The sequence below is a fragment of the Pantoea sp. ME81 genome (assembly GCF_903970985.1).
GTDB classification, from domain to species: Bacteria; Pseudomonadota; Gammaproteobacteria; order Enterobacterales; family Enterobacteriaceae; genus Pantoea; species Pantoea communis.
Genome location: NZ_CAJCKS010000077.1, coordinates 1 through 23,098 on the forward strand (window position 1 = coordinate 1; position 23,098 = coordinate 23,098).

Genomic DNA, 23,098 nt, shown 5'->3' on the forward strand with positions numbered 1-23,098 from the left:
GGAGTGGAAAGGAAAAAAGCATGTTGATAATTTTTATTGAGAATATTCAGCAATATACCGTGTTAAATAATTGTGTTTATTAAGTTTTAATTATGTTGACCTGGATCGCATATCGATCTCGTGGATCGGTTTGATAATCATATTCCCAGCGCACCAATGGCGGCATCGACATCAAAATCGATTCGGTGCGGCCGCCGGTTTGCAGGCCGAACAGGGTGCCGCGATCCCACACCAGATTGAACTCGACGTAGCGCCCGCGACGATAGAGCTGGAACTGACGCTCGCGATCGCCCCACGGCAGTGCTTTGCGTTTGGCGACGATTGGCAGATACGCGTCCAGATAACCCTTGCCCACGGCCTGCATAAAATCGAAGCAGTGATTAAAGTCCGGCGTGTTCAGGTCATCGTAAAACAGTCCGCCAATGCCGCGCTGCTCGTTGCGATGCTTGAGGTGGAAATAGTCGTCACACCATTTTTTGTAGCGCGGATAGACGTCTTCACCAAACGGCTGGCACAGGTCAAACGCGGTTTGATGCCAGTGCAGCGCATCCTCTTCGAAACCGTAATAGGGCGTGAGATCGAAACCGCCGCCGAACCACCATACGGGATCGGCACCCGGCTTCTCAGCAATGAAGAAACGCACGTTGGCGTGACTGGTGGGGATGTACGGATTTTCCGGGTGGACGACGAGTGACACGCCCATCGCTTCAAAACTGCGGCCGGCCAGTTCAGGGCGATGTGCGGTGGCAGAGGCGGGCATCTGATCACCGTGTACGTGGGAAAAATTCACGCCTGCCTGCTCAAACACCGCGCCGTTGCGTAGTACGCGACTGCGTCCGCCGCCGCCGCCTGGGCGCTGCCAGTCATCTTCGGCGAAGGTCGCTGTACCATCGGCAGCGGCCAGCTGGGCGCAAATTTCATCCTGTAGCGTCAATAAAAACGCTTTGACGCGGGAAATATCGGGATTGCTCATGAGTCACTCGTTCCGGAAATTTGCCGCGATTCTATCACAGGACAGAGCTACGCCTGGCGACGATCGTACTCGTTGAAGTAATTGACGATACCGTCGACAATCGCGCTGGCAATCTTCTGGCGAAAGGCAGTGGTGCCCAGCAATTGCTCCTCACGCGGGTTGGTAATAAAGGAAGTTTCGACCAGCACTGACGGAATTGAGGGCGACTTCAACACCGCAAAGGCTGCCTGCTCGGTGTGCTGGCTGTGCAGATGATGCACCGGTCGAATCTGATCCAGGACGTGTTTGCCCAGCGTCAGACTATTGCGAATAGTGTCCGTTTGCACCAGATCGAACAGAATCTGGTTCAGGTAGTTATCTTTCTCCTGCACTTCCGCGCCGCCGACTTTATCGGCATCGTTTTCACGCTGTGACATATAGCGCGCCATGGCGCTACTGGCACCGCGATTCGACAGGGCGAATACCGACGCGCCGTTGGCATCCGGGCTGGTGTAACCATCGGCATGAATCGACATAAACAGGTTTGCGCCGTGCTGATGCGCGATCTCCACACGTTGATACAGCGGGATAAAGTGATCGCTTTCTCGCGTCAGCCGTACTTCCACTTTAGGGTGATTTTGCAAAAGCGTGCGCACAGTATTGGCAATGGCCAGAACGATATGTTTCTCTTCTGATCCTTCTTCGCCCACCGCGCCCGAATCAATGCCGCCGTGGCCCGGGTCGATCATCACGATGCGCTTGCCGTTAGTGGCCGGTTTCGGCGGCGTGTGACCTTTGCTAACACGCAAATCGGCGCTCTCTTCTTTCGCCATCACCGCGCGCGGTGACAGCACCGCCAGCGCCAGGCCAGAGAGAATCAACTGGCGGCGATTGGTCAGCCGCTTCAGCAGTGAAATTTTACTCATAATGGGGTCCCTGACAGAAAATCCTGCCCAGTGTTATATCGTAACAACTGCCTTGCGGCGACTTCACAACCATTTCAGCGCATTACTTTGTATTACACGTTACTAACAGCAATTTAGCCGTTTTTTTCCACCGTTGCGCGGCGGGAGGGTTGCGCCTGGCAAAGAATGCGTGATAATCAGCGAATTGTGCTTAATAGCAGGGTAACGCCGATGGAAATCCGCTCATTCCGCCAGGAAGATTTTGAAGAAGTGATCACGCTCTGGGAGCGTTGCGATCTGTTACGTCCGTGGAACGATCCGGAACTGGATATCGAACGTAAAATGAACCACGATCCGGAGCTTTTTCTGGTGGCGGAAGTCGGCGGCGAAGTAGTCGGCACGGTAATGGGCGGCTACGATGGACATCGCGGGTCAGTCTACTATCTGGCGGTGCATCCCGATTACCAGGGGCGCGGATTTGCTAATGCGCTGATGAATCGCCTGGAGAAAAAGTTAATCGCGCGTGGCTGTCCGAAGATCAATCTGATGGTGCGCGAAGAGAATGATCAGGTTCTCGCCTTCTACGAGAAACTCGATTACGAGCCTGTGGATTCGGTGTTGCTGGGTAAACGTTTAATCGAAGACCGCGAATATTAAGCCGCCGATGATGGGGCTGAAATATTTGCCAGACGAATACGATGCAAAAGGGCAGCTACGGCTGCCGTTTCTTTTCTGGCTGATTCTGTTATTGCAGGCGCGCACCTGGCTGTTACTGGTGATGGCGGGCGCGTCCCGTCAGCAGGGTAACGATCTGCTGGCGCTGTTCTATCCCGACCGTCAGAGCTTTTGGATTGGCCTGGCGCTGGGCATTCCGGCGGCGATGGGCTTACTGTTGACCGGCTATCGTCAACGCTGGCCGCGCCTGTGGCAGACCTGGCGACATGTGCTGAGTGTGTCGTTGTTGATCAGCCTGCTGTCACAGGGCTATGGTCTTTGGCAAGGCGCTTTTCCTGATTCCCCGCTGCCGCTGTTGTTAACCCTGTTTGACCTGCTGGCGCTGGTCTGGCTGCAAACCCATCAGCGCCTGCGCGACTGTTTTCTGCCGGAACATCACATCGAATAAACTTTTTGCCGGTTTGCGACTCCAACAGGCACGCCAATCGGCACAAGAGATCAAGGAGCATTCATGAAAGTTGTTCGTCCCGCACTGCTGGTTAGCGCCATGATGCTGGCAGGTTGCGCCAGTTCAGGTTCCTCTACCGGCTCCAGCGCGAGCGAAAGCCATTGGTATAATCCGCTGAGTTATCACTGGTCGGCACTCAATCCAATGAACTGGTTTGGCGGCTCGCTAACCGTGACCGAACAAGGCGTGGCAGGCTTAAGCAGCACCACCTCGATGTCAGAAGCGGCGATCGGTAAAGCGTTGAACAATGATTATCAGCTGCGTCAGGGCATGCGCACGCAGAATGGCCAGGTGGTTGATTTCTGGCAGGCGTTGGAAGATGGCAAAGTGAAACTGGTGATCAACGGCCAGAGCAGCGTTGAACGCGTTGAAGTGATGGATGCCGATGCAAAGAGTGCAGACGGCAGCAAGATTGGCGATCTGTTTAGCGCCAAATTCAGCAAAGCCTTCGACAACTGCAAACTCACTACCGGATTAGATGCGCGCGATGTTGAGTGCCGTGCTCCGGGCAGTCAGCACATCTCTTATGTCTACAGCGGCGAAGGGCATGGACCAGAGGGATTGATGCCGGCTGACGACACCTTGAAAAGCTGGAAAATCAGCAAAATCGTCTGGCAGCGCTAAGCAAAAAATAATTGCGTTAACGCACAATCACTGTGTGGCTTTCCGGTATGATATGGGCGAAAAATCGTCCTAACTTTCATGCCGGAGAGCAGTGCAATGTCTCAATTCCAGAGCGGGATCCTGTTGGAACACCGCCGTTTCGCCATTTGGCTAGAAGCTCGTATTACGGGCGATCTCGATGCTGTCCGCCAGGGGAGCAAAACCTTCCTGCAACAACTCGATGCGCTGCAACAGAAATTTGCCGATGCCGGACTGGGTGCGGTGATCGCCTTTGGCGATGCGCTGTGGCGCGATCTGCAAGGTGCGGATTCAGCGCCAGAATTGAAAGCCTTCTCCCCATTGGGCAAAGGCATTGCACCCGCCACGCAACGCGATCTGCTTATCCATATCCAATCTCTGCGTCATGACGTGAATTTCTCGCTGGCACAGGCGGCATTAGCGGCCTTTGCTGACGCCGTAAATATTGAAGAAGAGACCCACGGCTTCCGCTGGGTGGAAGAGCGCGATCTTTCCGGCTTTGTTGATGGCACGGAAAACCCGCAAGGCGAGGCGCGTCAGCAGGTGGCAATTATTGCTGAAGGCCCGGATGCCGGTGGCAGCTATGTATTCACTCAGCGCTGGGAGCACAATCTCAAACTGTGGAATCGTATGGCAGTGGAAAAGCAGGAAGCGATTATTGGCCGCACCAAAGTGGATAATGAAGAGTTGCCGGGCGATCAACGTCCCGCCACCTCGCATCTCAGCCGCGTTGATTTGAAAGAAGAGGGCAAAGGGCTGAAGATTCTGCGCCAGAGCCTGCCGTATGGTTCGGCCAGCGGCACTCATGGCCTGTATTTCATCTCGTACTGCAATCGCTTGTATAACATCGAGCAGCAACTGCTGAGCATGTTCGGCGAGCGTGACGGCAAAATGGATGCGATGCTGCGCTTCACTAAGCCGGTAACGGGCAGCTACTTCTTTGCGCCTGCACTGGATGCCCTGCAAGCGCTGTAATACGCCAGTGAGCGGCCTTGCGTGCCGCTCACCACGAATCCCGTCTGTTGCATAATCTCTCCCGCCGTCTTATGCCTTTTTAGACTTTGAAATCCCCAAACGATATATAAAACCGTTACTGGTTTGCCCTGAGTTATAAATACACTGACAGCATCTAATGGCATTGGCGATTTCGCCGACGAGCAGGGTGCAGCATGACACTTCCGATTGCGAAAAAATGGATGAGCGGAATCGCCTTGTCACTGGCGTTAGCCGGTGCAGCGCAGGCAACAGAGTTGTTGAACAGCTCTTATGATGTCTCGCGCGAGCTGTTTGTTGCCCTGAATGCGCCATTTGAACAACAGTGGAATGCTGCACATCCCAATGACAAGCTGACGATCAAACAATCGCATGCCGGGTCATCAAAACAGGCACTGGCTATCTTGCAGGGCCTGCGCGCGGACGTGGTGACTTACAACCAGGTGACGGATGTGCAGGTGTTGCATGATAAAGGCAACCTGATTCCAGCCGACTGGCAAGCCCGTCTGCCGAACAACAGCTCACCGTTTTACTCCACCATGGCGTTTCTGGTACGCAAAGGGAACCCTAAGCAGATCCATGATTGGTCGGATCTGGCACGAGACAACGTGAAGCTGGTATTCCCGAATCCAAAAACCTCCGGTAATGGCCGTTATACCTATCTGGCCGCCTGGGGCGCAGCCGACCAGGCTGACGGCAAGGATAAAGCCAAAACCGAAGCCTTTATGACGAAATTCCTGAAAAACGTCGAGGTGTTTGATACCGGCGGCCGTGGCGCGACGACCACCTTCGCCGAACGCGGTTTAGGGGATGTGCTGATCAGCTTCGAATCGGAAGTGAACAACATCCGCAATCAGTACGGCAAAGATGACTACGAAGTCATCGTGCCTAAGACCAATATTCTGGCGGAGTTTCCGGTGGCGTGGGTCGACAAAAACGTCGAGCACAACGGCACCGCTGACGCGGCCAAAGCCTATCTGAACTTCCTCTATTCCCCTGAGGCGCAGAAAATCATTACCGGTTTCTATTATCGCGTGAACAATCCACAGCTGATGGCGGAACAGAAAGATCGCTTCCCGCAGACCGCGCTGTTTAATGTGCAGGATGCCTTTGGTGGCTGGGATAACGTGATGAAAACCCATTTTGCCAGCGGCGGTGAGCTGGATAAATTACTGGCAGCGGGGCGCGGTTGATGTTTGCTTTAGCGCAAAAGCGCGTGCTGCCAGGGTTCGGTCTTAGCCTCGGCACCAGCCTGCTGTTTACCTGCCTGATCCTGCTGTTGCCGATCAGCGCACTGCTGATGCAACTGTCCAACATGACACTGGCACAGTATTGGGATGTGGTTACCAATCCGCAGCTGATTGCGGCGTATAAAGTCACGCTGTTGTCAGCGGGCGTGGCGTCCATCTTCAATGCGTTCTTTGGCATGTTAATGGCGTGGATTCTGACGCGTTACCGCTTCCCTGGCCGCGCGTTACTGGATGGCTTGATAGATCTGCCGTTTGCATTGCCTACCGCCGTTGCCGGTCTGACGCTGGCCGGTCTGTTCTCGGTGAGTGGTTGGTATGGGCAATGGCTGGCTCATTTCGATATTAAAGTCTCTTACACCTGGCTGGGCATTGCGGTGGCGATGGCCTTCACCAGCATCCCGTTTGTGGTGCGCACCGTGCAACCAGTGCTGGAAGAGTTAGGCCCGGAATATGAAGAAGCGGCTGAAACGCTGGGTGCGACACCGTGGCAGAGCTTCCGCCGTGTGGTGCTGCCGGAAGTGGCGCCCGCGCTGTTAGCCGGCACGGCGTTATCCTTCACGCGCAGCCTGGGTGAGTTTGGTGCGGTTATCTTTATTGCGGGTAACATCGCGTGGAAAACCGAAGTCACCTCGCTGATGATTTTTGTTCGCCTGCAAGAGTTTGATTATCCGGCGGCCAGTGCTATTGCCTCGGTCATCATGGCCGCTTCGCTGCTGTTGCTGTTCGCGATTAACACCTTGCAGAGCCGCTTTGGCCGTCGCTTAGGAGGCCACTAATGGCGGAGATTTCGCAGATTAATCACGCTGAGCGTCAGCCGGTGAACTGGGGGAAATGGCTGCTGATTGGCGTGGGCGCGCTGGTCTCTTTCCTGCTGCTGGTGGTCCCGATGATCTCCATCTTTTGGGAAGCCCTGAGCCAGGGGGTTATTGCCTCGCTCTCTAATTTAAAAGAGGGTGACATGCTGCACGCCATCTGGCTGACGATTCTGGTGGCGCTGATTACCGTGCCGGTCAATCTGGTGTTCGGTACGCTGCTGGCATGGCTGGTAACGCGCTTTACTTTCCCTGGCCGCCAACTGCTGCTGACGCTGTTTGATATTCCTTTTGCCGTGTCACCGGTGGTGGCGGGGCTGATGTATCTGCTGTTCTGGGGCATCAACGGCCCGGCGGGTGGTTGGCTGGACGCGCACAACATTCAGATCATGTTTGCCTGGCCGGGTATGGTGCTGGCCACCATTTTTGTCACCTGTCCGTTTGTGGTGCGTGAGCTGGTGCCGGTGATGTTGAGCCAGGGCAGCAATGAAGATGAAGCCGCGGTGCTGTTAGGGGCATCGGGCTGGCAGATGTTCCGCCGCGTGACGCTGCCGAACATTCGCTGGGCGCTGATGTACGGCGTGGTGCTTACCAATGCCCGTGCCATTGGCGAGTTTGGTGCGGTCTCGGTGGTCTCGGGATCGATTCGCGGTGAGACCTATACCTTACCGCTTCAGGTTGAATTACTGCATCAGGATTACAACACGGTTGGCGCCTTTACCGCGGCTGCGTTGTTAACCCTGATGGCCATTTTGACGCTGTTTCTGAAAAGCGTGGTGCAGTGGCGATTAGAGCATCAGCAGAAGCGCCAACAGGAGGAAAATCATGAGCATTGAGATTAAACACATTAACAAAGCGTTCGGCCGTACGCCGGTGCTAAACGATATCTCTCTGGATATTCCTACCGGCAAAATGGTGGCGCTGCTGGGGCCGTCGGGCTCGGGCAAAACCACGCTGCTGCGCATCATCGCAGGTCTGGAGCATCAGAACAGCGGGCAGATTCATTTCCACGGTAAAGATGTCAGCCGCATTCACGCGCGCGATCGTCAGGTCGGCTTCGTGTTCCAGCACTATGCGCTGTTCCGCCATATGACCGTGTTCGATAACATCGCCTTTGGTTTAACCGTATTGCCACGCCGTGAGCGCCCATCTGCCGCTGAAATCAAACAGCGTGTAACACGCCTGCTGGAAATGGTGCAGCTGGCGCATCTCGCCAATCGCTTCCCGGCGCAGCTTTCGGGTGGACAGAAGCAGCGCGTGGCATTGGCGCGTGCGCTGGCAGTGGAACCGCAGATCTTGCTGCTGGATGAACCTTTCGGCGCGCTGGATGCGCAGGTGCGTAAAGAGCTGCGTCGCTGGCTGCGTCAGTTGCATGAAGAGTTGAAATTCACCAGCGTGTTTGTGACACATGACCAGGAAGAGGCGATGGAAGTCGCAGACAGCGTGGTGGTGATGAGTCAGGGCAATATCGAACAGGTCGGCACGCCGGATGAAGTCTGGCAGGAACCGGCCACCCGCTTTGTGCTGGAGTTCCTCGGCGAAGTGAATCGCTTCGACGGTGAGGTACACGGTTCACAGTTCCATGTGGGGGCGCATCGCTGGCCGCTGGGCTATACGCCCGCGCATCAGGGCGAAGTTGAGCTGTTCCTGCGTCCGTGGGAAGTCGATATCTCACGTCAGAGCAGCCTCGAAACCCCGTTGCCAGTGCAAGTGCTGGAGATCAGTCCACGTGGCCACTTCTGGCAATTAGTGGTGCAGCCAAGCGGCTGGCAGGGTGAGGTCTTCTCCGTGGTCTATGACGGCGATCACACCGCTCCGATTCGCGGTGAACGCCTGTTTGTTGGCCTGCAGCAGGCACGACTGTACAACGGCACTACGCCGTTGCGTCCGGTTGCCTTTGCCGAAAGCGCCTGATATTTTTGACACTCCTTCGGGCGGGACTTTCCCGCCCGATTTATTTGCCTCTCTTCTGTCTGGAATCAAACCGTGACCACACTGGAAAATACCATCGGTAATACGCCGTTAATCAGGCTGCAACGCCTGACGCCCGATAACGGCAGTGAAATCTGGTTAAAGCTGGAAGGCAATAATCCGGCCGGTTCGGTAAAAGATCGTGCGGCCTGGTCGATGATTCATCAGGCGGAACAGCGCGGTGACATTCAACCCGGCGATACGCTGATTGAAGCCACCAGTGGCAATACCGGTATCGCACTGGCGATGATCGCGGCGATGAAAGGCTATAGGTTACGCCTGCTGATGCCGGATAACATGAGCCAGGAGCGGCAGGACGCGATGCGTGCCTACGGCGCGGAATTGATTTTGGTGACGCGCGAACAGGGCATGGAAGGCGCACGCGATTTAGCGCAAGAGATGGCCGATCGCGGTGAGGGCCGGGTGTTGGATCAGTTCAATAATCCCGACAATCCCCTCGGCCACTATCTCACCACCGGCCCGGAAATCTGGCAGCAGACGCAGGGCCGCATGACCCATTTTGTCTCCAGTATGGGCACGACGGGCACCATCACCGGCGTTGGACGCTATCTGAAAGAGTTTGCACCCGCCGTGAAAGTCATTGGTTTACAGCCGCAGGAGGGCAGCAGCATTCCGGGTATTCGTCGCTGGCCCGAGGCTTATCTGCCGGGGATTTTCCGTCCTGAGTTAGTGGATGAGGTCATCGATATGGCGCAGCTGGAAGCCGAAAAAACCATGCGTGCGCTAGCGCAACGTGAAGGGATTTTCTGCGGCGTGAGTTCTGGTGGTGCGGTGGCCGGTGCGCTGCGCATCGCTACTGCCCATCCCGGCAGCGTCGTGGTGGCGATAGTTTGCGATCGCGGTGACCGCTATCTCTCCACCGGCGTGTTCCACTGATCTTCTCTTCCCCGCATTTTATCTGGCCTGCGCGTGCTGTTGTGGTGCGACCGGGCCATTTTTGTCTATAGTCTCCCTGATAATCCTCTGGTGTTGGCACTGTAAGGATCGAGTAAAATCGGCTGCGCTCATTGCCAACTCAGGCCAAAATAGCGGCAATTTTGTACGAGAGATAAAGATGAAAATTCTGCTTGTTGATGACGATGTAGAACTTGGCACCATGCTGAGCCAGTACCTGATTGCGGAAGGCTTTGAAACGCAACTGGTTTTAACCGGAACCGCCGGGATTGAAGGGGCGCTGTCGGGCAACTATACCGCGATGATTCTCGACATTATGCTGCCGGATATGAGCGGTATTGATGTGCTGCGTCAGGTGCGCCAGAACAGCCGTTTGCCGGTGATTATGTTAACCGCCAAAGGCGACAACATCGATCGCGTTATCGGCCTGGAAATGGGTGCGGATGATTATGTGCCAAAACCATGCTACCCGCGTGAGCTGGTGGCCCGTCTGCGTGCCGTACTGCGTCGTTTCGAAGATCAGGCACCGGTTCAGGACAAAAAAGAATTGCTGCGCTGGGGTGAGCTGAGCCTGAATCCGGCTACTCGCATCACGGAATGGCAGGGCAAAGCCTTTGATCTGACCGCCTCTGAATTCAACCTGCTGGATCTGCTGCTGCGTGCGCCCGATCGCGTGGTGTCGAAGGATGAACTGTCAGAGAAAGGGCTCGGTCGTCCGCGTGAAGCTTACGATCGCAGCGTGGATGTGCACATCAGCAATATCCGCCAGAAGCTGGCCGCGCTCACCGCTGACAGCATCAACATTGAAACTGTGCGTAGTATTGGTTATCGCATTCGATGAAACACAGCTACCGCGGCCGCATGTTCTGGAAGATCTTACTGGGCTTCTGGATTGTCTTTGTCATCATCAGCCAGCTGCTGTGGCTTGGTTTTACGCTTTCCGGTAATCGTCACGAACCACCCGAGATTGTGGCTATCCGTCGTATTGTGAATTTACAGATGGCGTCCGCAGTTTCTGTATTGGAGCGCGGCGGACCGAGTTCACTGGATGACATGATGGCCGATTGGGAACCCAACGACCGCCAGTTCTTCTCAGTCATCCAGCATGATAAACCTGCCGCTACGCCCGGCAATGCGCCGCCGGAAACCTTCAGTGAACCCTTCCATGGTCCGTTCCCGGATATCATCGTCCGTTGGGTGAAAGGGCAGGATGGCAAAGAATACGAGCTGCGTTACGACGTTAAGGGATTGCGAGAGGATAGTTCGATGGGTGGCGGTGGCCCGCGACGTATCCTCAACATCCCAGAGCCGATGTTCACCTTTGCCGGGGCGCTAGGATTACTGTTCAGCTTATTACTGGCCTGGAACCTGACGCGCCCAATGCGCCAGCTGCGTGAAGGCTTTGCCCGCGTCTCCAGCGGCGATTTGTCGGTGCGACTCTATCCGGTCATGCGTCGTCGTCATGATGAACTCTCCAGCGTGGCGCAAGACTTTGACGCCATGGTGGAGCGCCTCGATACGCTGGTGAAGGCGCGTGAGGAATTACTGCACGACATCTCCCACGAACTGCGTTCACCGCTGGCGCGCCTGCAACTGGCGACCGGTCTGGCGCGGCAAACGCCGGAATCAGTGGAATCCTCTCTGAACCGCATCGATGAAGAAGCGCGTCGTCTCGACAAGATGATCGGGGAATTGCTGACGCTGTCACGTGCGGAACATGAAAGTATGCCGGGTGAGCAGTATTTCGACCTCACTGGCCTGCTGCACGCGGTGGTCACGGACGTGCGCTATGAGGCACAGATTCCAGGCGTAAAAGTCGACTTTCAGGTCGATGAGAACGCCGACTACACCGTGCACGGCAATGCCGAATTGATTCGACGTGGTGTAGAGAACGTCCTGCGTAATGCGTTGCGCTTCTCGCACAAAGGCCAGCATATCAGCGTGAGGCTACAGGCGGAGAATCAATGGCTGGCGATTCGCGTGCGCGATCAGGGCCCGGGCGTTGACGATGAAAAGCTTTCCAGCATCTTCGATCCCTTCGTACGCGTTAATTCACCACTGATGGGCAAAGGATACGGCTTAGGGCTCTCCATCGTGCGTAAGGTGATTCTGGCGCACCACGGTGAGGTACAGGCGGTCAATCGCCCTGAGGGTGGCTTAGAGCTAACGTTACGACTGCCGCGCTGGAAGCAAGACTGAAGGCTTAAGCGCTCACAATCTAACCGCGTTCTTGTGAATCCATAGCAGCGCGCCCATCTTGTACGTACCCTGCAGTTCCAGCCAGCCACACAAACAAAAACGGCACCCATTGGGTGCCGTTTTTACTATCCAGACGCTGCTTACTTCTTGATGCGGATAACCGGGGTTTCACCCACAGTCACCTGACCGGAGAGTTTGATCAGGTCTTTGATTTCGTCCATGTTCGAGATCACAACCGGCGTCAGCGTAGATTTTGCTTTCTCTTCCAGCAGTGGCAGATCAAACTCGATCACCACATCGCCTTTTTTCACTTTCTGGCCTTCTTCGGCGATGCGTTTAAAGCCTTCACCTTTCAATTCAACCGTATCGATACCGAAGTGGACGAACAGCTCGATGCCGTTGTCAGATTCGATTGAAAAGGCGTGGTTGGTCTCAAAAATCTTGCCAATGGTACCATCAACCGGTGCAACCATTTTGTTGCCAGTCGGTTTAATGGCGATACCATCACCCACGATTTTCTCAGCAAATACCACATCAGGTACGTCTTCGATATTCACGATTTCGCCTGACAGAGGCGCAACGATATCAATAGTCCCTGACGCGCTCTCTGATTTTTCGCCAAAAAGTTTAGAAAACAAACCCATGATCTTCTCCTAAGCAGTAATTTGGGGCCAGCGTCTCGTGGATCAGCAGAGCGTTTTTTCTTTAATGAACTTGTTCACCAGGTTCATTAAATCTTCCGCTGTGGGTTGAGCCAGAGCCTGCTCCGCCAATGCCTTCGCATCTTCGAAATTAGTATTACGAATAATCTTCTTGATGCTCGGGATTGAAATGGCACTCATGCTGAATTCGTCCAGCCCCATTCCCAGTAACAGTAGTGTAGCACGTTCATCACCAGCCAGCTCACCACACATGCCGGTCCATTTCCCTTCGGCATGTGATGCGTCGATCACTTGCTTAATGAGGCCGAGTACCGATGGCGTCATTGGGTTATAGAGGTGTGAAATCAAATCATTACCACGATCGACCGCCAGAGTATACTGCGTCAGGTCATTTGTCCCAATACTAAAGAAGTCGACTTCTTTCGCCAGATGGCGCGCAATCACCGCTGAAGCCGGTGTTTCCACCATAATGCCCACTTCAATGGTCTCATCAAAGGCTTTGCCTTCTTCGCGCAGCTGGGTTTTCAGCAGCTCCAGCTCGGCCTTCAGCGCACGCACTTCTTCAACAGAAATGATCATCGGGAACATGATGCGCAGTTTGCCGAAGGAAGAGGCACGCAGGATAGCGCGCAGCTGTGCATGCAGAATCTCTTTACGATCCATGGCGATACGAATCGCACGCCAGCCGAGGAACGGGTTGTCCTCTTTCGGCAGGTTCATGTACGGCAGATCTTTATCGCCGCCGATGTCCATGGTACGCACGATAACGGCCTGAGAGCCCATGGCTTCCGCCACCGCTTTGTACGCCTGGAATTGCTCTTCTTCAGTTGGCAGTGAATCGCGGTCCATAAACAGGAACTCGGTACGATACAGGCCCACGCCTTCCGCACCGTTGCGCTCTGCACCAGCGACATCGCGCACGGTACCGATGTTAGCGCACACTTCCACCTGATGGCCGTCCAGCGTGATAGCGGGCAGATCTTTCAGCTTCGCCAGTTCGTGTTTTTCAGACAGGTACTGAGTCTGGATGGCTTTTAGCTCTTCTTGTTCAGCATCGGTAGGATTAACGTAAATCTTGTTATTCACGCCATCGAGGATCAGGAAGTCACCGTTTTTGATTTGCGTGGTGACGTTACCGGTACCGACAATCGCTGGGATCTCCAGAGAACGCGCCATGATGGACGTATGCGAAGTACGGCCACCGATATCGGTGATAAAGCCCAGCACCTTCTTCAGGTTCAGCTGTGCGGTTTCTGACGGCGTTAAATCTTTCGCCACCAGAATAGATTCTTCTGCGATAGCACCCAGGTCGACAATATGCAGACCGAGGATGTTTTGCAGCAGACGCTTACCGATGTCACGCACGTCAGCCGCACGCTCTTTCAGGTATTCGTCGTCGAGTTCTTCCAACGCCTTGGCCTGGCCATCAATGACAGAGTACGCCGCAGCGTCAGCCGTTGCGTGATCTTTCTTAATCAGGTCGATGATTTCCTGCTCAAGCTCTTCGTCTTCGAGCAGCATGATGTGACCTTCAAAGATCGCCGCTTTCTCTTCACCGAGGGTTTCACCGGCTTTGACACGGATGGCTTCGAGCTGTACTGCCGCTTTGCCACGTCCATCAAGGAAGCGTTGAACTTCTTGCTCAACCTGATCGTCAGTAATTTTTTTACGGCTGATGACGATCTCATCTTCCTTCAGCAGAAGTGCTTTGCCGAAAGCGATACCCGGTGATGCTAAAATGCCTGAAATCATAACCCTACCTTTTAATCACGATGGCTCATTGACCCAATGCGTTGCCACTGTCGCGGAACAGTACTCTAAGGAAGCAAGAACGCGGACAGGTTGTCCGCGATCAAGATATTTGCACTCAATGGGGCAAAGGAGTCGGTTTAGTTGCTTGCCTGAGCGGAATTACTCCAGCTCAGCCATCAGTTTCACCAGGTGCTCAACCGCTTGCTGCTCATCTTCACCTTCAGCAGACAGCGTAACAACCGTACCCTGAGTCAGACCCAGAGTCTGCAGTTTGAACAGGCTTTTCGCGCTGGCAGATTTGCCATTAGAGGTCACAGTGATGTCTGACTGGAAAGCCTTAGCTTCTTTCACGAACTGAGCTGCAGGACGGGTATGAAGGCCGTTAGGTGCGGTAATGGTAACTTCTTGCTGGAACATTCTATTTCCCCAACTTTATCAGGTTTGGTGTTATGGATCTAAAGTCTAGCCTGGAGCCGTCACTTTAGCCTGTATAGGTGCGCTGGTGTGGCATTAAGCTGACCAAAAAATGCGCTTAGTAATGTGCGTCTTTCAGCAGCAGATCAAAAACTGTGCGAAAAGGTCACCTTGCTCAGTATGCCGTGATTCGCCGTTTCGCCAAATCAGTAATTCCATTCAGCTTGATCCACTTCAAAGCCAGATTAATTTCAGGCACCGAAATAATTGGGAGCTTAAATACCAGAGCCGCGTCATTGAAATCAATCTGTCTGGTGATAAAAGTGAGATCTGCGCCACAAAAAAGCACCCATTCGGGTGCTTTTTTCATCGTTTTCAGACTATGGCGGTTACTGCTGCAGCTCTTTTTCAGTGAACAGATCGGCAAACAGGGCGGTGCTTAAATAGCGCTCGCCAGAGGAGGGCAGGATCACCACGATATTCTTATTGGCGAATGCTTCGTCTTCCTGCAGCTTCAGTGCTGCAGCCACTGCCGCACCTGAAGAGATACCGGCCAGAATGCCTTCTTCTTCCATCAGCTGACGCGCGGTGCTGATGGCTTCTTCGTTGGTGATGGCGACAACCCGATCAACCAATTTCAGGTCAAGGTTGCCGGGGATGAAACCTGCGCCGATGCCTTGAATCTTATGCGGACCCGGTTTGATCTCTTCGCCAGCGATAGCCTGAGCGATGACAGGAGAGTCAGTCGGCTCTACCGCGACGGTGATTAAGTCTTTTTTGCCTTTGGTGTTCTTGATGTAACGGCTCACGCCTGTCAGCGTGCCGCCGGTGCCCACGCCAGCAATGAACACATCCACTTCACCGTCGGTGTCTTCCCAGATTTCCGGGCCGGTGGTTTTCTCATGGATCTCCGGGTTAGCCGGATTGCTGAACTGCTGCAGCAGCACAAATTTATCCGGATCGCTGGCAACGATTTCCTCGGCTTTAGCAATGGCACCTTTCATACCTTTTGCGCCTTCGGTCAGCACCAGATTCGCGCCCAGTGCTTTCAGCAGCTTGCGACGTTCAACAGACATGGTCTCTGGCATGGTCAGCGTGAGTTTGTAACCGCGAGCGGCGGCCACGTAAGCCAGTGCAATACCGGTGTTACCGCTGGTTGGCTCAACCAGTTCAACGCCCGGCTTTAAGATTCCGCGTTTTTCTGCGTCCCAAATCATATTGGCACCGATACGGCATTTGACGCTGAAGCTCGGGTTACGCGATTCGACCTTCGCCAGGATGCGTCCATTACCGATGCGGTTCAGTCGAACCAGCGGCGTATGACCAATTGTCAGAGAGTTGTCTTCATAGATCTTACTCATAGCTCGTCCTTAACTGTATGAAATATTGGGAACCCTCAGAGCATACCTGTTCTTCCGGTGTGCGGAAGGAAAGAAATCGCATATCTATATAGCCCACAACCATAAGCCTTACGCAAAAATGCATAAGGCTTTTTGAAGCTTTAGTGACGTGCATGCTGTAGGCGGTAGCGATCAACCCACATCGCAGTCGCGCCACATACGGCCACCGGCATGATAGCCAGGTTCAGAATTGGAATCATGGTGAACAAACTGACCAGCGCGCCAAATTGCATGTTCGCCGTTTTATGCTGACGTAACGCACTACGCATCTGCTGAAAACTCACTTTGTGGTTATCAAACGGATAGTCGCAGTATTGCACCGACAGCATCCACGCGCTAAACAGAAACCATAATACCGGTGCCACCGTTTGTCCAAAACCGGGGATAAAGTAAAGCAGCAGCAGTCCCAGTGCATGCGGTAAATAGTAGCCAAGCTTCTGTAATTCGCGCTTCATGATGCGCGGGATATCTTTAACCATCGCCATCCAACCGCTATCCGGCAGCGGGTGACCGGTGAGGCGACCTTCCAGTTGCTCAGCCAGCAATCCACAAAAGGGGGCGGCAATCCAGTTCGCGATGGTGGAGAAGAAGTAGCTGAATACCAGCACAATCGATATGACGGAAAGCGGCCACAGCAAATAACTGAGCCACTGTAGCCAATCAGGGATGTGCGACATCAAGGCCGGAATCCACTCTCCGAGCCGTTGAAACAGCCAGATAAAGGCGCCTCCCAGCAGCAAAATGTTCACCAGCAGAGGAATAATGACGTAACGACGAATGCCAGGCAGACGTACCAGTCTCCAGCCTTCGGCAAAGTAATGAATACCATTGAATGATGAGGGCGATTTCTCAACGGGCATAGCGAGCCTTTCTCCTTTATGTGGCGGCGCGAACATCATAACCTGGCTTTTTGTCGGTGGCAGGCGCACTTTGCGCGAAAAATCAGCAAAAAAGCGTGGGGCAGCTATCTTATTTGTCAGAAAATACTGCACAGACTTGCACTTGTTTAGCTGGGCAAATACAGTTAGAGGATAAAGTTTGCCGTGGTGGCAAGGTATTGGAACAACAGAGAATACAATGATGCAGGATTTGCGTCTGATATTAATCGTTGTTGGCGCGATCGCCATAATAGCGTTGCTACTTCACGGACTGTGGACCAGCCGTAAAGAGCGCTCTTCCGTGTTTCGCGATCGCCCGCACAAACGTCTGAAACAGCGCGAAGAAGCGGATGAAGATCTGCTGAGCGAAGAAGATGATGATGGTGTCGGCGAAGTGCGTGTCCGTCGCAATCGTGACGCGCATGTCGAACCCGAATTCGACGCACCTGTGACTAAGCCTGTCAGCGCGCCACGTGCGCCTGAACCTGCGCGTCAGCCATTCCCGCGTCATGAAACCCCATTGATGGGTGATCCGCTGCTGGATGATGAGCCGGAAGTGCGCCAGCCTGCACCTGCGCCACAACCGCCGGTGGTTAAACCTGCGCCGCAGCTGCAGCCACAACCGCAGCCTCACTCCGTTCAGGCCGATCCCTTACTGGATAACGAGCCACTTTCTGCCACGCAGCCTGCGCCTGAGTTCCAGGCCGCTGAAGAGCCCGAATACGAAGAAGAAGCGCCGGTTGCACACGATGAACCAAAACAGTCTGCTGCTTCTACCCAGAGAAAAAATGAAGCGGTACTGGTGTTGCATGTTGCTGCCCACGCCGGTGGCGAACTGAACGGTGAAGCTCTGTTGCAGGGTATTTTGCAAGCGGGCTTCCAGTTTGGTGAGATGAATATTTTCCATCGTCACCTGAGCCCAGCGGGCAGCGGTCCTGTGTTGTTCAGTCTGGCGAACATGGTGAAACCGGGCTCCTTTAATCCCGACACCATGGGCGATTTCAGCACGCCAGGTATCTCCATCTTTATGATGGTGCCGTCGTATGGCGATGCGAACCAAAACTTCAAGCTGATGCTGCAATCTGCCCAGCGTATTGCGGACGATGTCGGCGGGGTTGTGCTGGATGATGAGCGTCGCATGATGACGCCACAGAAGCTGGAAACTTATAAAGCGCGTATTCGCGAAGTTATCGGCTGATAGCCGCGAGCAAAATCAAATATTAACGAAACAACCCCCGCATGTCGGGGGTTTTTTATCGGATAAAACACTATGAAATCGGTTCAGGAGCAGATCACCGCGCTGCGCACCTCGTTACGTCACCATGAGTATCTCTATCACGTGATGGATACGCCGGAAATTCCGGATGCGGAATATGACCGACTGATGCAGCAACTGCGTGAACTGGAAGCGGCACATCCCGATCTCATTACCCCGGACTCGCCGACTCAGCGCGTGGGAGCAGCACCGCTGGCCGCCTTCGAACAGGTGCGCCACGAGGTGCCGATGCTGTCACTCGACAACACTTTCGATGAAGCCGGTTTCCTTGCCTTCAATAAGCGCGTCCAGGATCGCCTGAAAAGCAGCGACGATCTGACCTACTGTTGCGAGCTTAAGCTGGATGGTCTGGCGGTCAGTCTGTTGTATGAAGATGGACTGCTGGTGCGTGCGGCGACACGCGGTGATGGCACCACGGGTGAGAATATCACCGCCAACGTGCGCACCATCCATGCTATTCCACTGCGCCTGCACGGCGACAATATTCCTGCGCGTGTTGAAGTTCGCGGTGAGGTCTTTATGACCGAAGCGGGCTTCGAGAAACTCAATGAGGATGCACGTCGCACCGGCGCGAAAGTGTTTGCCAACCCGCGCAACGCCGCGGCGGGATCGCTACGTCAGCTCGATCCGCGCATTACCGCTAAACGTTCTCTGACTTTCTTCTGTTACGGTTTCGGCCTGCTGGAAGGCGGTGACATGCCCGCCAGCCACTGGCAGCGCCTGCAGCAATTTAAAGCCTGGGGTTTACCGGTCAGCGACCGTATTCGTCTGGCGCATACCGCGGAAGAGGTGCTGGAATTTTATCGTCAGGTTGAGCAGGATCGCCCGACACTCGGATTCGATATTGATGGTGTGGTCATCAAGGTCGATTCGCAGGCACTGCAGGAACAATTAGGCTTTGTCGCCCGCGCCCCGCGCTGGGCCGTTGCTTTTAAATTCCCGGCGCAGGAGCAGATGACCTTCGTGCGCGATGTTGAATTCCAGGTGGGACGTACCGGCGCGATTACGCCTGTTGCGCGTCTGGAGCCGGTCCAGGTAGCCGGCGTGGTGGTGAGTAATGCCACACTGCACAACGCCGATGAAATCGCGCGTCTTGGCCTGCGCATTGGCGACAAAGTGGTGATTCGCCGCGCCGGAGATGTGATTCCGCAGGTGGTCAACGTGGTGGAATCCGAACGTCCGGATGATACCCGTGAAATCGTCTTCCCCAGCCATTGCCCGGTGTGTGGCTCGGATGTCGAGCGCGTGGAAGGCGAAGCCGTTACCCGCTGTACCGGTGGGCTGATTTGTGGTGCCCAGCGTAAAGAGGCGCTCAAACATTTTGTTTCTCGTCGTGCGATGGATGTTGACGGCATGGGCGACAAAATCATCGATCAGCTGGTCGAAAAAGAGTACGTACAAACACCTGCCGATCTGTTCCGTCTGACGGCGGGCAAGCTGACGGGACTGGATCGCATGGGGCCGAAATCTGCACAAAATGTGGTGGATGCGCTCGAAAAAGCGAAACTCACCACGCTGCCTCGCTTCCTGTATGCGCTGGGGATTCGTGAAGTCGGTGAAGCCACTGCGGCCAATCTGGCCAATCATTTTGGCGATCTTGAGAAGGTGATGAACGCCGATCTGGATGCGCTGATTGCGGTGCAGGACGTGGGTAAAGTCGTGGCCGCGCATGTGCGCAACTTTATGGAAGAAGAGAGCAATCGCGAAGTCATCCGCGAACTGACTGAAGAGGTGGGCGTGCATTGGCCACAGCTGGAAGTGGTAAATGTTGAAGAGATCGACAGCCCTTTTGCCGGCAAGACCGTGGTGCTGACCGGATCGCTGTCACAGATGAATCGCGATGATGCCAAAGAACGTTTAGTCGCGCTGGGCGCGAAAGTGAGCGGCAGCGTGTCGAAGAAAACAGACTTACTGATCGCTGGCGAAGCAGCGGGTTCCAAACTGGCGAAAGCGCAGGAGCTCGGTATACCCGTGATCGACGAAGCGGAAATGATTCGGCTGCTGGGAGCCTAACGTGGACAAACATCAGCTGGTTGAAATCGCCAATACCGCTATGCCGTTCGGCAAGTATAAAGGCCGCATGCTGATTGATGTGCCAGAAGAGTATCTGCTGTGGTTTGCGCGTAAAAACGAATTTCCGGCAGGGAAGCTGGGCGAGCTGATGCAGCTGACCCTGGCGATCAAAATAGAAGGATTGCAGGGGTTAGTTAAACCGCTGAAGCGCAGTGAATAACAAAACGGCCCGCAATTGCGGGCCGTTTGCTTAGGATTTTTGTGCTTCGACTTGCTGCTGTGCCAGCCGCTTCTCATTGCCCGCTTTATAGCGTTGAGCGATGAAGGAGCAGACCATCAACTGCACCTGATGGAAGATCATCAGCGGCAGCACGATAATCCCCACTGAGCTGGCCGGGAACAGGATATTGGCCATCGGCACGCCATTAGCGAGACTCTTTTTCGAACCACAGAACAGCACCACGATTTCATCGGCGCGGCTGAAACCAAACAGACGCGAGGCACCCAGGTTAATCGCCAGCGCGACAAACAGAATCAGCACGCTGCCTGCCAGAATCCACAGCAGCGTATCCACACCCACGCGATGCCAGATACCGTTGACCACTGCTTCGCTGAACGCGGAGTAAACCACTAACAGAATCGAAGTCTGGTCGGTTTTACCAATCAGGCTACGATGTTTCTCCACCCAGCCGCCAATCCAGCGACGTGACATATGACCAATCACAAACGGCACCAGCAGTTGCAGCATGATTTTGCCAATCTGCTCCAGACCGTTGCTCGGCGCATCGCTATGGACGTTCATCACCAGATTCACCAGCAGCGGCGAGATGAATACGCCCAGCAGGCTGGATGCCGAAGCGGCACAGACCGCAGCCGCCACGTTCCCCCCCGCCATGGAGGTGAAGGCAATCGCAGACTGCACGGTGGCAGGCAGAATACACAGATAAATGAAGCCGGTATAAATCTCTGGCCCGACGTTCACCGGATGCCACCACACCAGCAGCAAGCCAAGAATCGGGAACACCACGAAAGTGCTGCACATGATCCACAGATGCAAACGCCAGTGGCTGCTGCCGGCAATGATTTTCTCGCGTGACAGCTTGGCACCGTGCATAAAGAACAGCAGGGCGATGGCGGCAGTGGTTAGGTATTCAAAGAAATCGACAAACCCGCCTTTGGCCGGGATGAAGCTGGCCAACAGCACAGTGATGATGAGTTTGACCATCATCGGGTCGAGTCGTAAAAAGCCCATTGTTACAATCCGGTTAAAATAAAAAAGATGGTGCTGATTGTGCGCCAGCTAGGTTTAGAAATAAAATTGATTTATTGCATCAATCTATGAGCGATATCGATGAATTACACCTTACGTCAGTTACGCACCTTTGTGGCTGTGGCGCAGCAGGGCAGTTTTAGCCAGGCAGGGCAGGCGATTGGGCTCAGCCAGTCGGCGGTCAGCCACAGTATTAAAGAGCTGGAAGCGGAAATGGGCGTGCGTTTGCTGGACCGCACCACACGTGAAGTGATGCTGACGGAAGCGGGGCACCAGCTGGCATCGCGGCTGGAACGGTTGCTGGAGGAGTTAAACACGACGCTGCTGGATGTGCGCAGTTACGGCGAGCAGCGCAGTGGCACCGTACGTGTTGCCGCCAGCCAGACACCTTCGGCAAATCTAATGCCGCAGTGTCTGGCGAGTAGCCAGCAACGTTATCCGGATATCCGCGTCATCCTGCACGATCGCGCTCAGCAGTCAGTGCTGCAAAGCGTGCGCAATGCGGAGGTGGATTTTGGCATTGTCATCGGGCCGCTAGGGGATGCCGATCTGGATTACGAAGCGATTTTGCAGGAGCCGTTCTTATTGTTGTGCCATGCGGATGATGTTTTGGCCCAGGTCGAGCGAGCGGAATGGACGATGCTGGCGGGGCGCAACCTGGTTTTGCAGGATTATGCTTCAGGAAGTCGTCTTCTGGTGGATGCAGCGCTGCAGCAGTTATCGATTCAGGTGCAGGTGGTGCAGGAAATTGGTCATCCCGCCACGCTGTTTCCGATGGTGGAAGCCGGTATTGGCATCAGCATTTTGCCTGCGCTGGCGTTACCGCTGCCGGCGGGGCGGAAACTGACGGTGCGACGCCTCTATCCGGAAATCCATCGAAATCTGATGCTGATTAAACGCAAAAATCGCTCTCTGACACCCGCTGCGGAAGCAATCTGGCAGGAAGTGCGCCAACAAGCAGGCCTGCTGGCGCAACAACGTGCTCTCAAACCGGCGTTTTAGACGTAAACGTTGATCTGATTGGTCTCGGTCGGACGGTTAATGCCATCGGCTTTCTGCGCGCTGGTGGCACTTTCCGTCGTGGGCTGCTGTGCTTCTTGTTTCTGTTGTGCTTTTTCTGCTGCCTGCTGCTCGATTTGTGCAATCTGCGCTTCAATCATCTGAATCTGCGATTGCAACATCTGTTCCTGTTCAGATTTTTGCTCATCTGTCAGGGAGTCATCACTGGATAAATCTTTAATTTCTTTGGTGATGCTTTGAATCTGTTTATTCAGGCTGGCAATTTCTGACGTTGAACCGCTACCGCTGCTTGCGGTACTGACACTGCTAACACTTGAGATAGTAGACATGGTTTTCTCCTTGCAATAGACCATTATCGTTATCGGCAAGGGGATAAAACGGCTTGAGCACACAAAGCGTTAAGTGTTTGCAAAGGTTTTGTGAGGGTGGGCAAATAGCAGATAGCAAAAAGGCGCCTTTAGGGCGCCTTTCTACATTGGTGGGTCGTGCAGGATTCGAACCTGCGACCAATTGATTAAAAGTCAACTGCTCTACCAACTGAGCTAACGACCCGAAGTGGTGGGCGATGACGGGCTCGAACCGCCGACCCCC

At 54.4% G+C, this 23,098-nt stretch carries 24 protein-coding genes and 1 tRNA gene; 15 read left to right on the forward strand and 10 right to left on the reverse strand.

Annotated features, from left to right (window positions below):
- Window positions 1-79: 79 nt before the first annotated feature.
- Both hemF and amiA read right to left on the reverse strand, forming a co-directional pair.
- Window positions 80-973 carry an oxygen-dependent coproporphyrinogen oxidase gene (gene hemF, locus H7A81_RS15010; RefSeq protein WP_182057907.1) on the reverse strand — a complete coding sequence of 298 codons (894 nt, stop codon included), beginning with the start codon at window positions 971-973 and terminating at the stop codon, window positions 80-82.
- Window positions 974-1,020: 47 nt separating this feature from the next.
- Window positions 1,021-1,878 carry an N-acetylmuramoyl-L-alanine amidase AmiA gene (amiA, locus tag H7A81_RS15015; protein ID WP_182057908.1) on the reverse strand — a complete coding sequence of 286 codons (858 nt, stop codon included), beginning with the start codon at window positions 1,876-1,878 and terminating at the stop codon, window positions 1,021-1,023.
- A 210-nt stretch (window positions 1,879-2,088) separates the two neighbouring features.
- Between amiA and H7A81_RS15020 the strand changes: the two genes are divergently transcribed.
- The 11 genes from H7A81_RS15020 to H7A81_RS15070 all read left to right on the forward strand — a co-directional run bounded on the left by H7A81_RS15020 (window position 2,089) and on the right by H7A81_RS15070 (window position 11,822).
- A complete protein-coding gene (locus tag H7A81_RS15020; RefSeq protein WP_034825851.1) occupies window positions 2,089-2,514 on the forward strand; it encodes a GNAT family acetyltransferase in 426 nt (141 codons plus the stop codon).
- 7 nt (window positions 2,515-2,521) lie between these two features.
- Complete coding sequence (locus tag H7A81_RS15025) at window positions 2,522-2,980, forward strand: DUF2919 domain-containing protein (RefSeq protein ID WP_155287996.1); 459 nt, start codon at window positions 2,522-2,524, stop codon at window positions 2,978-2,980.
- A gap of 63 nt (window positions 2,981-3,043) precedes the next feature.
- The gene (locus H7A81_RS15030; RefSeq protein WP_182057909.1) at window positions 3,044-3,664 is read left to right on the forward strand and encodes an RpoE-regulated lipoprotein; all 621 of its coding nucleotides are present in this window, start codon (window positions 3,044-3,046) and stop codon (window positions 3,662-3,664) included.
- Window positions 3,665-3,760: 96 nt separating this feature from the next.
- A complete protein-coding gene (locus H7A81_RS15035) occupies window positions 3,761-4,657 on the forward strand; it encodes a Dyp-type peroxidase (RefSeq protein ID WP_160869748.1) in 897 nt (298 codons plus the stop codon).
- A 194-nt stretch (window positions 4,658-4,851) separates the two neighbouring features.
- Window positions 4,852-5,868 (forward strand): sulfate ABC transporter substrate-binding protein, encoded by a 1,017-nt coding sequence (locus tag H7A81_RS15040; RefSeq protein ID WP_182057910.1) that lies wholly within the window; start codon window positions 4,852-4,854, stop codon window positions 5,866-5,868.
- Window positions 5,868-6,701 (forward strand): sulfate/thiosulfate ABC transporter permease CysT, encoded by an 834-nt coding sequence (cysT, locus tag H7A81_RS15045; protein WP_182057911.1) that lies wholly within the window; start codon window positions 5,868-5,870, stop codon window positions 6,699-6,701. The genes H7A81_RS15040 and cysT overlap by 1 nt, the downstream gene beginning before the upstream one ends.
- Window positions 6,701-7,573 (forward strand): sulfate/thiosulfate ABC transporter permease CysW, encoded by an 873-nt coding sequence (cysW, locus tag H7A81_RS15050; RefSeq protein ID WP_038645560.1) that lies wholly within the window; start codon window positions 6,701-6,703, stop codon window positions 7,571-7,573. The genes cysT and cysW overlap by 1 nt, the downstream gene beginning before the upstream one ends.
- On the forward strand, window positions 7,563-8,651 hold the full coding sequence (gene cysA / locus H7A81_RS15055; protein ID WP_160869742.1) for a sulfate/thiosulfate ABC transporter ATP-binding protein CysA: 1,089 nt from the start codon (window positions 7,563-7,565) through the stop codon (window positions 8,649-8,651). Before cysW ends, cysA begins: the two co-directional genes overlap by 11 nt.
- 72 nt (window positions 8,652-8,723) lie before the next feature.
- Window positions 8,724-9,605 carry a cysteine synthase CysM gene (cysM, locus tag H7A81_RS15060; RefSeq protein ID WP_182057912.1) on the forward strand — a complete coding sequence of 294 codons (882 nt, stop codon included), beginning with the start codon at window positions 8,724-8,726 and terminating at the stop codon, window positions 9,603-9,605.
- 178 nt (window positions 9,606-9,783) lie between these two features.
- Window positions 9,784-10,464, forward strand: coding sequence for a response regulator transcription factor (locus H7A81_RS15065; RefSeq protein WP_034825869.1), 681 nt, complete (start codon window positions 9,784-9,786; stop codon window positions 10,462-10,464).
- A complete protein-coding gene (locus H7A81_RS15070) occupies window positions 10,461-11,822 on the forward strand; it encodes an ATP-binding protein (protein ID WP_097118557.1) in 1,362 nt (453 codons plus the stop codon). Before H7A81_RS15065 ends, H7A81_RS15070 begins: the two co-directional genes overlap by 4 nt.
- A 140-nt stretch (window positions 11,823-11,962) precedes the next feature.
- Here the strand turns inward: H7A81_RS15070 and crr are convergent, their stop codons facing one another.
- The 5 genes from crr to cysZ form a co-directional block, all read right to left on the reverse strand.
- Window positions 11,963-12,466 (reverse strand): PTS glucose transporter subunit IIA, encoded by a 504-nt coding sequence (crr, locus tag H7A81_RS15075; protein WP_034825872.1) that lies wholly within the window; start codon window positions 12,464-12,466, stop codon window positions 11,963-11,965.
- A 42-nt stretch (window positions 12,467-12,508) separates the two neighbouring features.
- On the reverse strand, window positions 12,509-14,236 hold the full coding sequence (ptsI, locus tag H7A81_RS15080; protein WP_034825874.1) for a phosphoenolpyruvate-protein phosphotransferase PtsI: 1,728 nt from the start codon (window positions 14,234-14,236) through the stop codon (window positions 12,509-12,511).
- 159 nt (window positions 14,237-14,395) lie between these two features.
- Window positions 14,396-14,653 carry a phosphocarrier protein Hpr gene (gene ptsH / locus H7A81_RS15085; protein WP_034825876.1) on the reverse strand — a complete coding sequence of 86 codons (258 nt, stop codon included), beginning with the start codon at window positions 14,651-14,653 and terminating at the stop codon, window positions 14,396-14,398.
- A 386-nt stretch (window positions 14,654-15,039) separates the two neighbouring features.
- Window positions 15,040-16,011, reverse strand: a complete 972-nt coding sequence (cysK, locus tag H7A81_RS15090; RefSeq protein ID WP_034825880.1) for a cysteine synthase A — start codon at window positions 16,009-16,011, stop codon at window positions 15,040-15,042.
- A gap of 140 nt (window positions 16,012-16,151) precedes the next feature.
- A complete protein-coding gene (cysZ, locus tag H7A81_RS15095; RefSeq protein ID WP_182057913.1) occupies window positions 16,152-16,910 on the reverse strand; it encodes a sulfate transporter CysZ in 759 nt (252 codons plus the stop codon).
- A 217-nt stretch (window positions 16,911-17,127) separates the two neighbouring features.
- Between cysZ and zipA the strand changes: the two genes are divergently transcribed.
- The 3 genes from zipA to H7A81_RS15110 all read left to right on the forward strand — a co-directional run bounded on the left by zipA (window position 17,128) and on the right by H7A81_RS15110 (window position 20,437).
- A complete protein-coding gene (gene zipA / locus H7A81_RS15100; protein ID WP_182057914.1) occupies window positions 17,128-18,126 on the forward strand; it encodes a cell division protein ZipA in 999 nt (332 codons plus the stop codon).
- Between the two features lie 72 nt (window positions 18,127-18,198).
- Window positions 18,199-20,217, forward strand: coding sequence for an NAD-dependent DNA ligase LigA (gene ligA, locus H7A81_RS15105; RefSeq protein ID WP_182057915.1), 2,019 nt, complete (start codon window positions 18,199-18,201; stop codon window positions 20,215-20,217).
- A gap of 1 nt (window position 20,218) precedes the next feature.
- Window positions 20,219-20,437 carry a DUF3820 family protein gene (locus tag H7A81_RS15110; RefSeq protein WP_038645584.1) on the forward strand — a complete coding sequence of 73 codons (219 nt, stop codon included), beginning with the start codon at window positions 20,219-20,221 and terminating at the stop codon, window positions 20,435-20,437.
- A 30-nt stretch (window positions 20,438-20,467) separates the two neighbouring features.
- Here H7A81_RS15110 and H7A81_RS15115 read toward each other — a convergent pair whose 3' ends face one another.
- Window positions 20,468-21,469: a bile acid:sodium symporter family protein gene (locus tag H7A81_RS15115; RefSeq protein ID WP_097118552.1), complete on the reverse strand. Its 1,002-nt coding sequence runs from the start codon at window positions 21,467-21,469 to the stop codon at window positions 20,468-20,470.
- Window positions 21,470-21,568: 99 nt separating this feature from the next.
- Between H7A81_RS15115 and H7A81_RS15120 the strand changes: the two genes are divergently transcribed.
- Entirely contained in the window at window positions 21,569-22,489 is a 921-nt protein-coding gene (locus H7A81_RS15120; protein WP_058959064.1) for a LysR family transcriptional regulator, read from the forward strand.
- Here H7A81_RS15120 and H7A81_RS15125 read toward each other — a convergent pair.
- Both H7A81_RS15125 and H7A81_RS15130 read right to left on the reverse strand, forming a co-directional pair.
- Window positions 22,486-22,836, reverse strand: a complete 351-nt coding sequence (locus H7A81_RS15125) for a FlxA-like family protein (protein WP_058959063.1) — start codon at window positions 22,834-22,836, stop codon at window positions 22,486-22,488. The genes H7A81_RS15120 and H7A81_RS15125 overlap by 4 nt on opposite strands.
- Window positions 22,837-22,983: 147 nt before the next feature.
- Window positions 22,984-23,059: transfer RNA gene (locus H7A81_RS15130), tRNA-Lys, on the reverse strand.
- Between the last annotated feature and the right edge of the window lie 39 nt (window positions 23,060-23,098).

Excerpts from the sequence above, each read along its gene's own strand:
- H7A81_RS15120 (WP_058959064.1), top strand. The coding sequence starts at position 21,569 with ATGAATTACACCTTACGTCAGTTACGCACCTTTGTGGCTGTGGCGCAG.
- H7A81_RS15040 (WP_182057910.1), top strand. The coding sequence starts at position 4,852 with ATGACACTTCCGATTGCGAAAAAATGGATGAGCGGAATCGCCTTGTCA.
- H7A81_RS15035 (WP_160869748.1), top strand. The coding sequence starts at position 3,761 with ATGTCTCAATTCCAGAGCGGGATCCTGTTGGAACACCGCCGTTTCGCC.
- cysA (WP_160869742.1), top strand. The coding sequence starts at position 7,563 with ATGAGCATTGAGATTAAACACATTAACAAAGCGTTCGGCCGTACGCCG.
- cysZ (WP_182057913.1), bottom strand. The coding sequence starts at position 16,910 with ATGCCCGTTGAGAAATCGCCCTCATCATTCAATGGTATTCATTACTTT.
- H7A81_RS15065 (WP_034825869.1), top strand. The coding sequence starts at position 9,784 with ATGAAAATTCTGCTTGTTGATGACGATGTAGAACTTGGCACCATGCTG.
- cysK (WP_034825880.1), bottom strand. The coding sequence starts at position 16,011 with ATGAGTAAGATCTATGAAGACAACTCTCTGACAATTGGTCATACGCCG.
- ligA (WP_182057915.1), top strand. The coding sequence starts at position 18,199 with ATGAAATCGGTTCAGGAGCAGATCACCGCGCTGCGCACCTCGTTACGT.
- ptsH (WP_034825876.1), bottom strand. The coding sequence starts at position 14,653 with ATGTTCCAGCAAGAAGTTACCATTACCGCACCTAACGGCCTTCATACC.
- H7A81_RS15020 (WP_034825851.1), top strand. The coding sequence starts at position 2,089 with ATGGAAATCCGCTCATTCCGCCAGGAAGATTTTGAAGAAGTGATCACG.
- H7A81_RS15115 (WP_097118552.1), bottom strand. The coding sequence starts at position 21,469 with ATGGGCTTTTTACGACTCGACCCGATGATGGTCAAACTCATCATCACT.
- ptsI (WP_034825874.1), bottom strand. The coding sequence starts at position 14,236 with ATGATTTCAGGCATTTTAGCATCACCGGGTATCGCTTTCGGCAAAGCA.
- hemF (WP_182057907.1), bottom strand. The coding sequence starts at position 973 with ATGAGCAATCCCGATATTTCCCGCGTCAAAGCGTTTTTATTGACGCTA.
- H7A81_RS15030 (WP_182057909.1), top strand. The coding sequence starts at position 3,044 with ATGAAAGTTGTTCGTCCCGCACTGCTGGTTAGCGCCATGATGCTGGCA.
- H7A81_RS15070 (WP_097118557.1), top strand. The coding sequence starts at position 10,461 with ATGAAACACAGCTACCGCGGCCGCATGTTCTGGAAGATCTTACTGGGC.
- H7A81_RS15125 (WP_058959063.1), bottom strand. The coding sequence starts at position 22,836 with ATGTCTACTATCTCAAGTGTTAGCAGTGTCAGTACCGCAAGCAGCGGT.
- H7A81_RS15025 (WP_155287996.1), top strand. The coding sequence starts at position 2,522 with ATGATGGGGCTGAAATATTTGCCAGACGAATACGATGCAAAAGGGCAG.
- cysW (WP_038645560.1), top strand. The coding sequence starts at position 6,701 with ATGGCGGAGATTTCGCAGATTAATCACGCTGAGCGTCAGCCGGTGAAC.
- zipA (WP_182057914.1), top strand. The coding sequence starts at position 17,128 with ATGATGCAGGATTTGCGTCTGATATTAATCGTTGTTGGCGCGATCGCC.
- amiA (WP_182057908.1), bottom strand. The coding sequence starts at position 1,878 with ATGAGTAAAATTTCACTGCTGAAGCGGCTGACCAATCGCCGCCAGTTG.
- crr (WP_034825872.1), bottom strand. The coding sequence starts at position 12,466 with ATGGGTTTGTTTTCTAAACTTTTTGGCGAAAAATCAGAGAGCGCGTCA.
- cysT (WP_182057911.1), top strand. The coding sequence starts at position 5,868 with ATGTTTGCTTTAGCGCAAAAGCGCGTGCTGCCAGGGTTCGGTCTTAGC.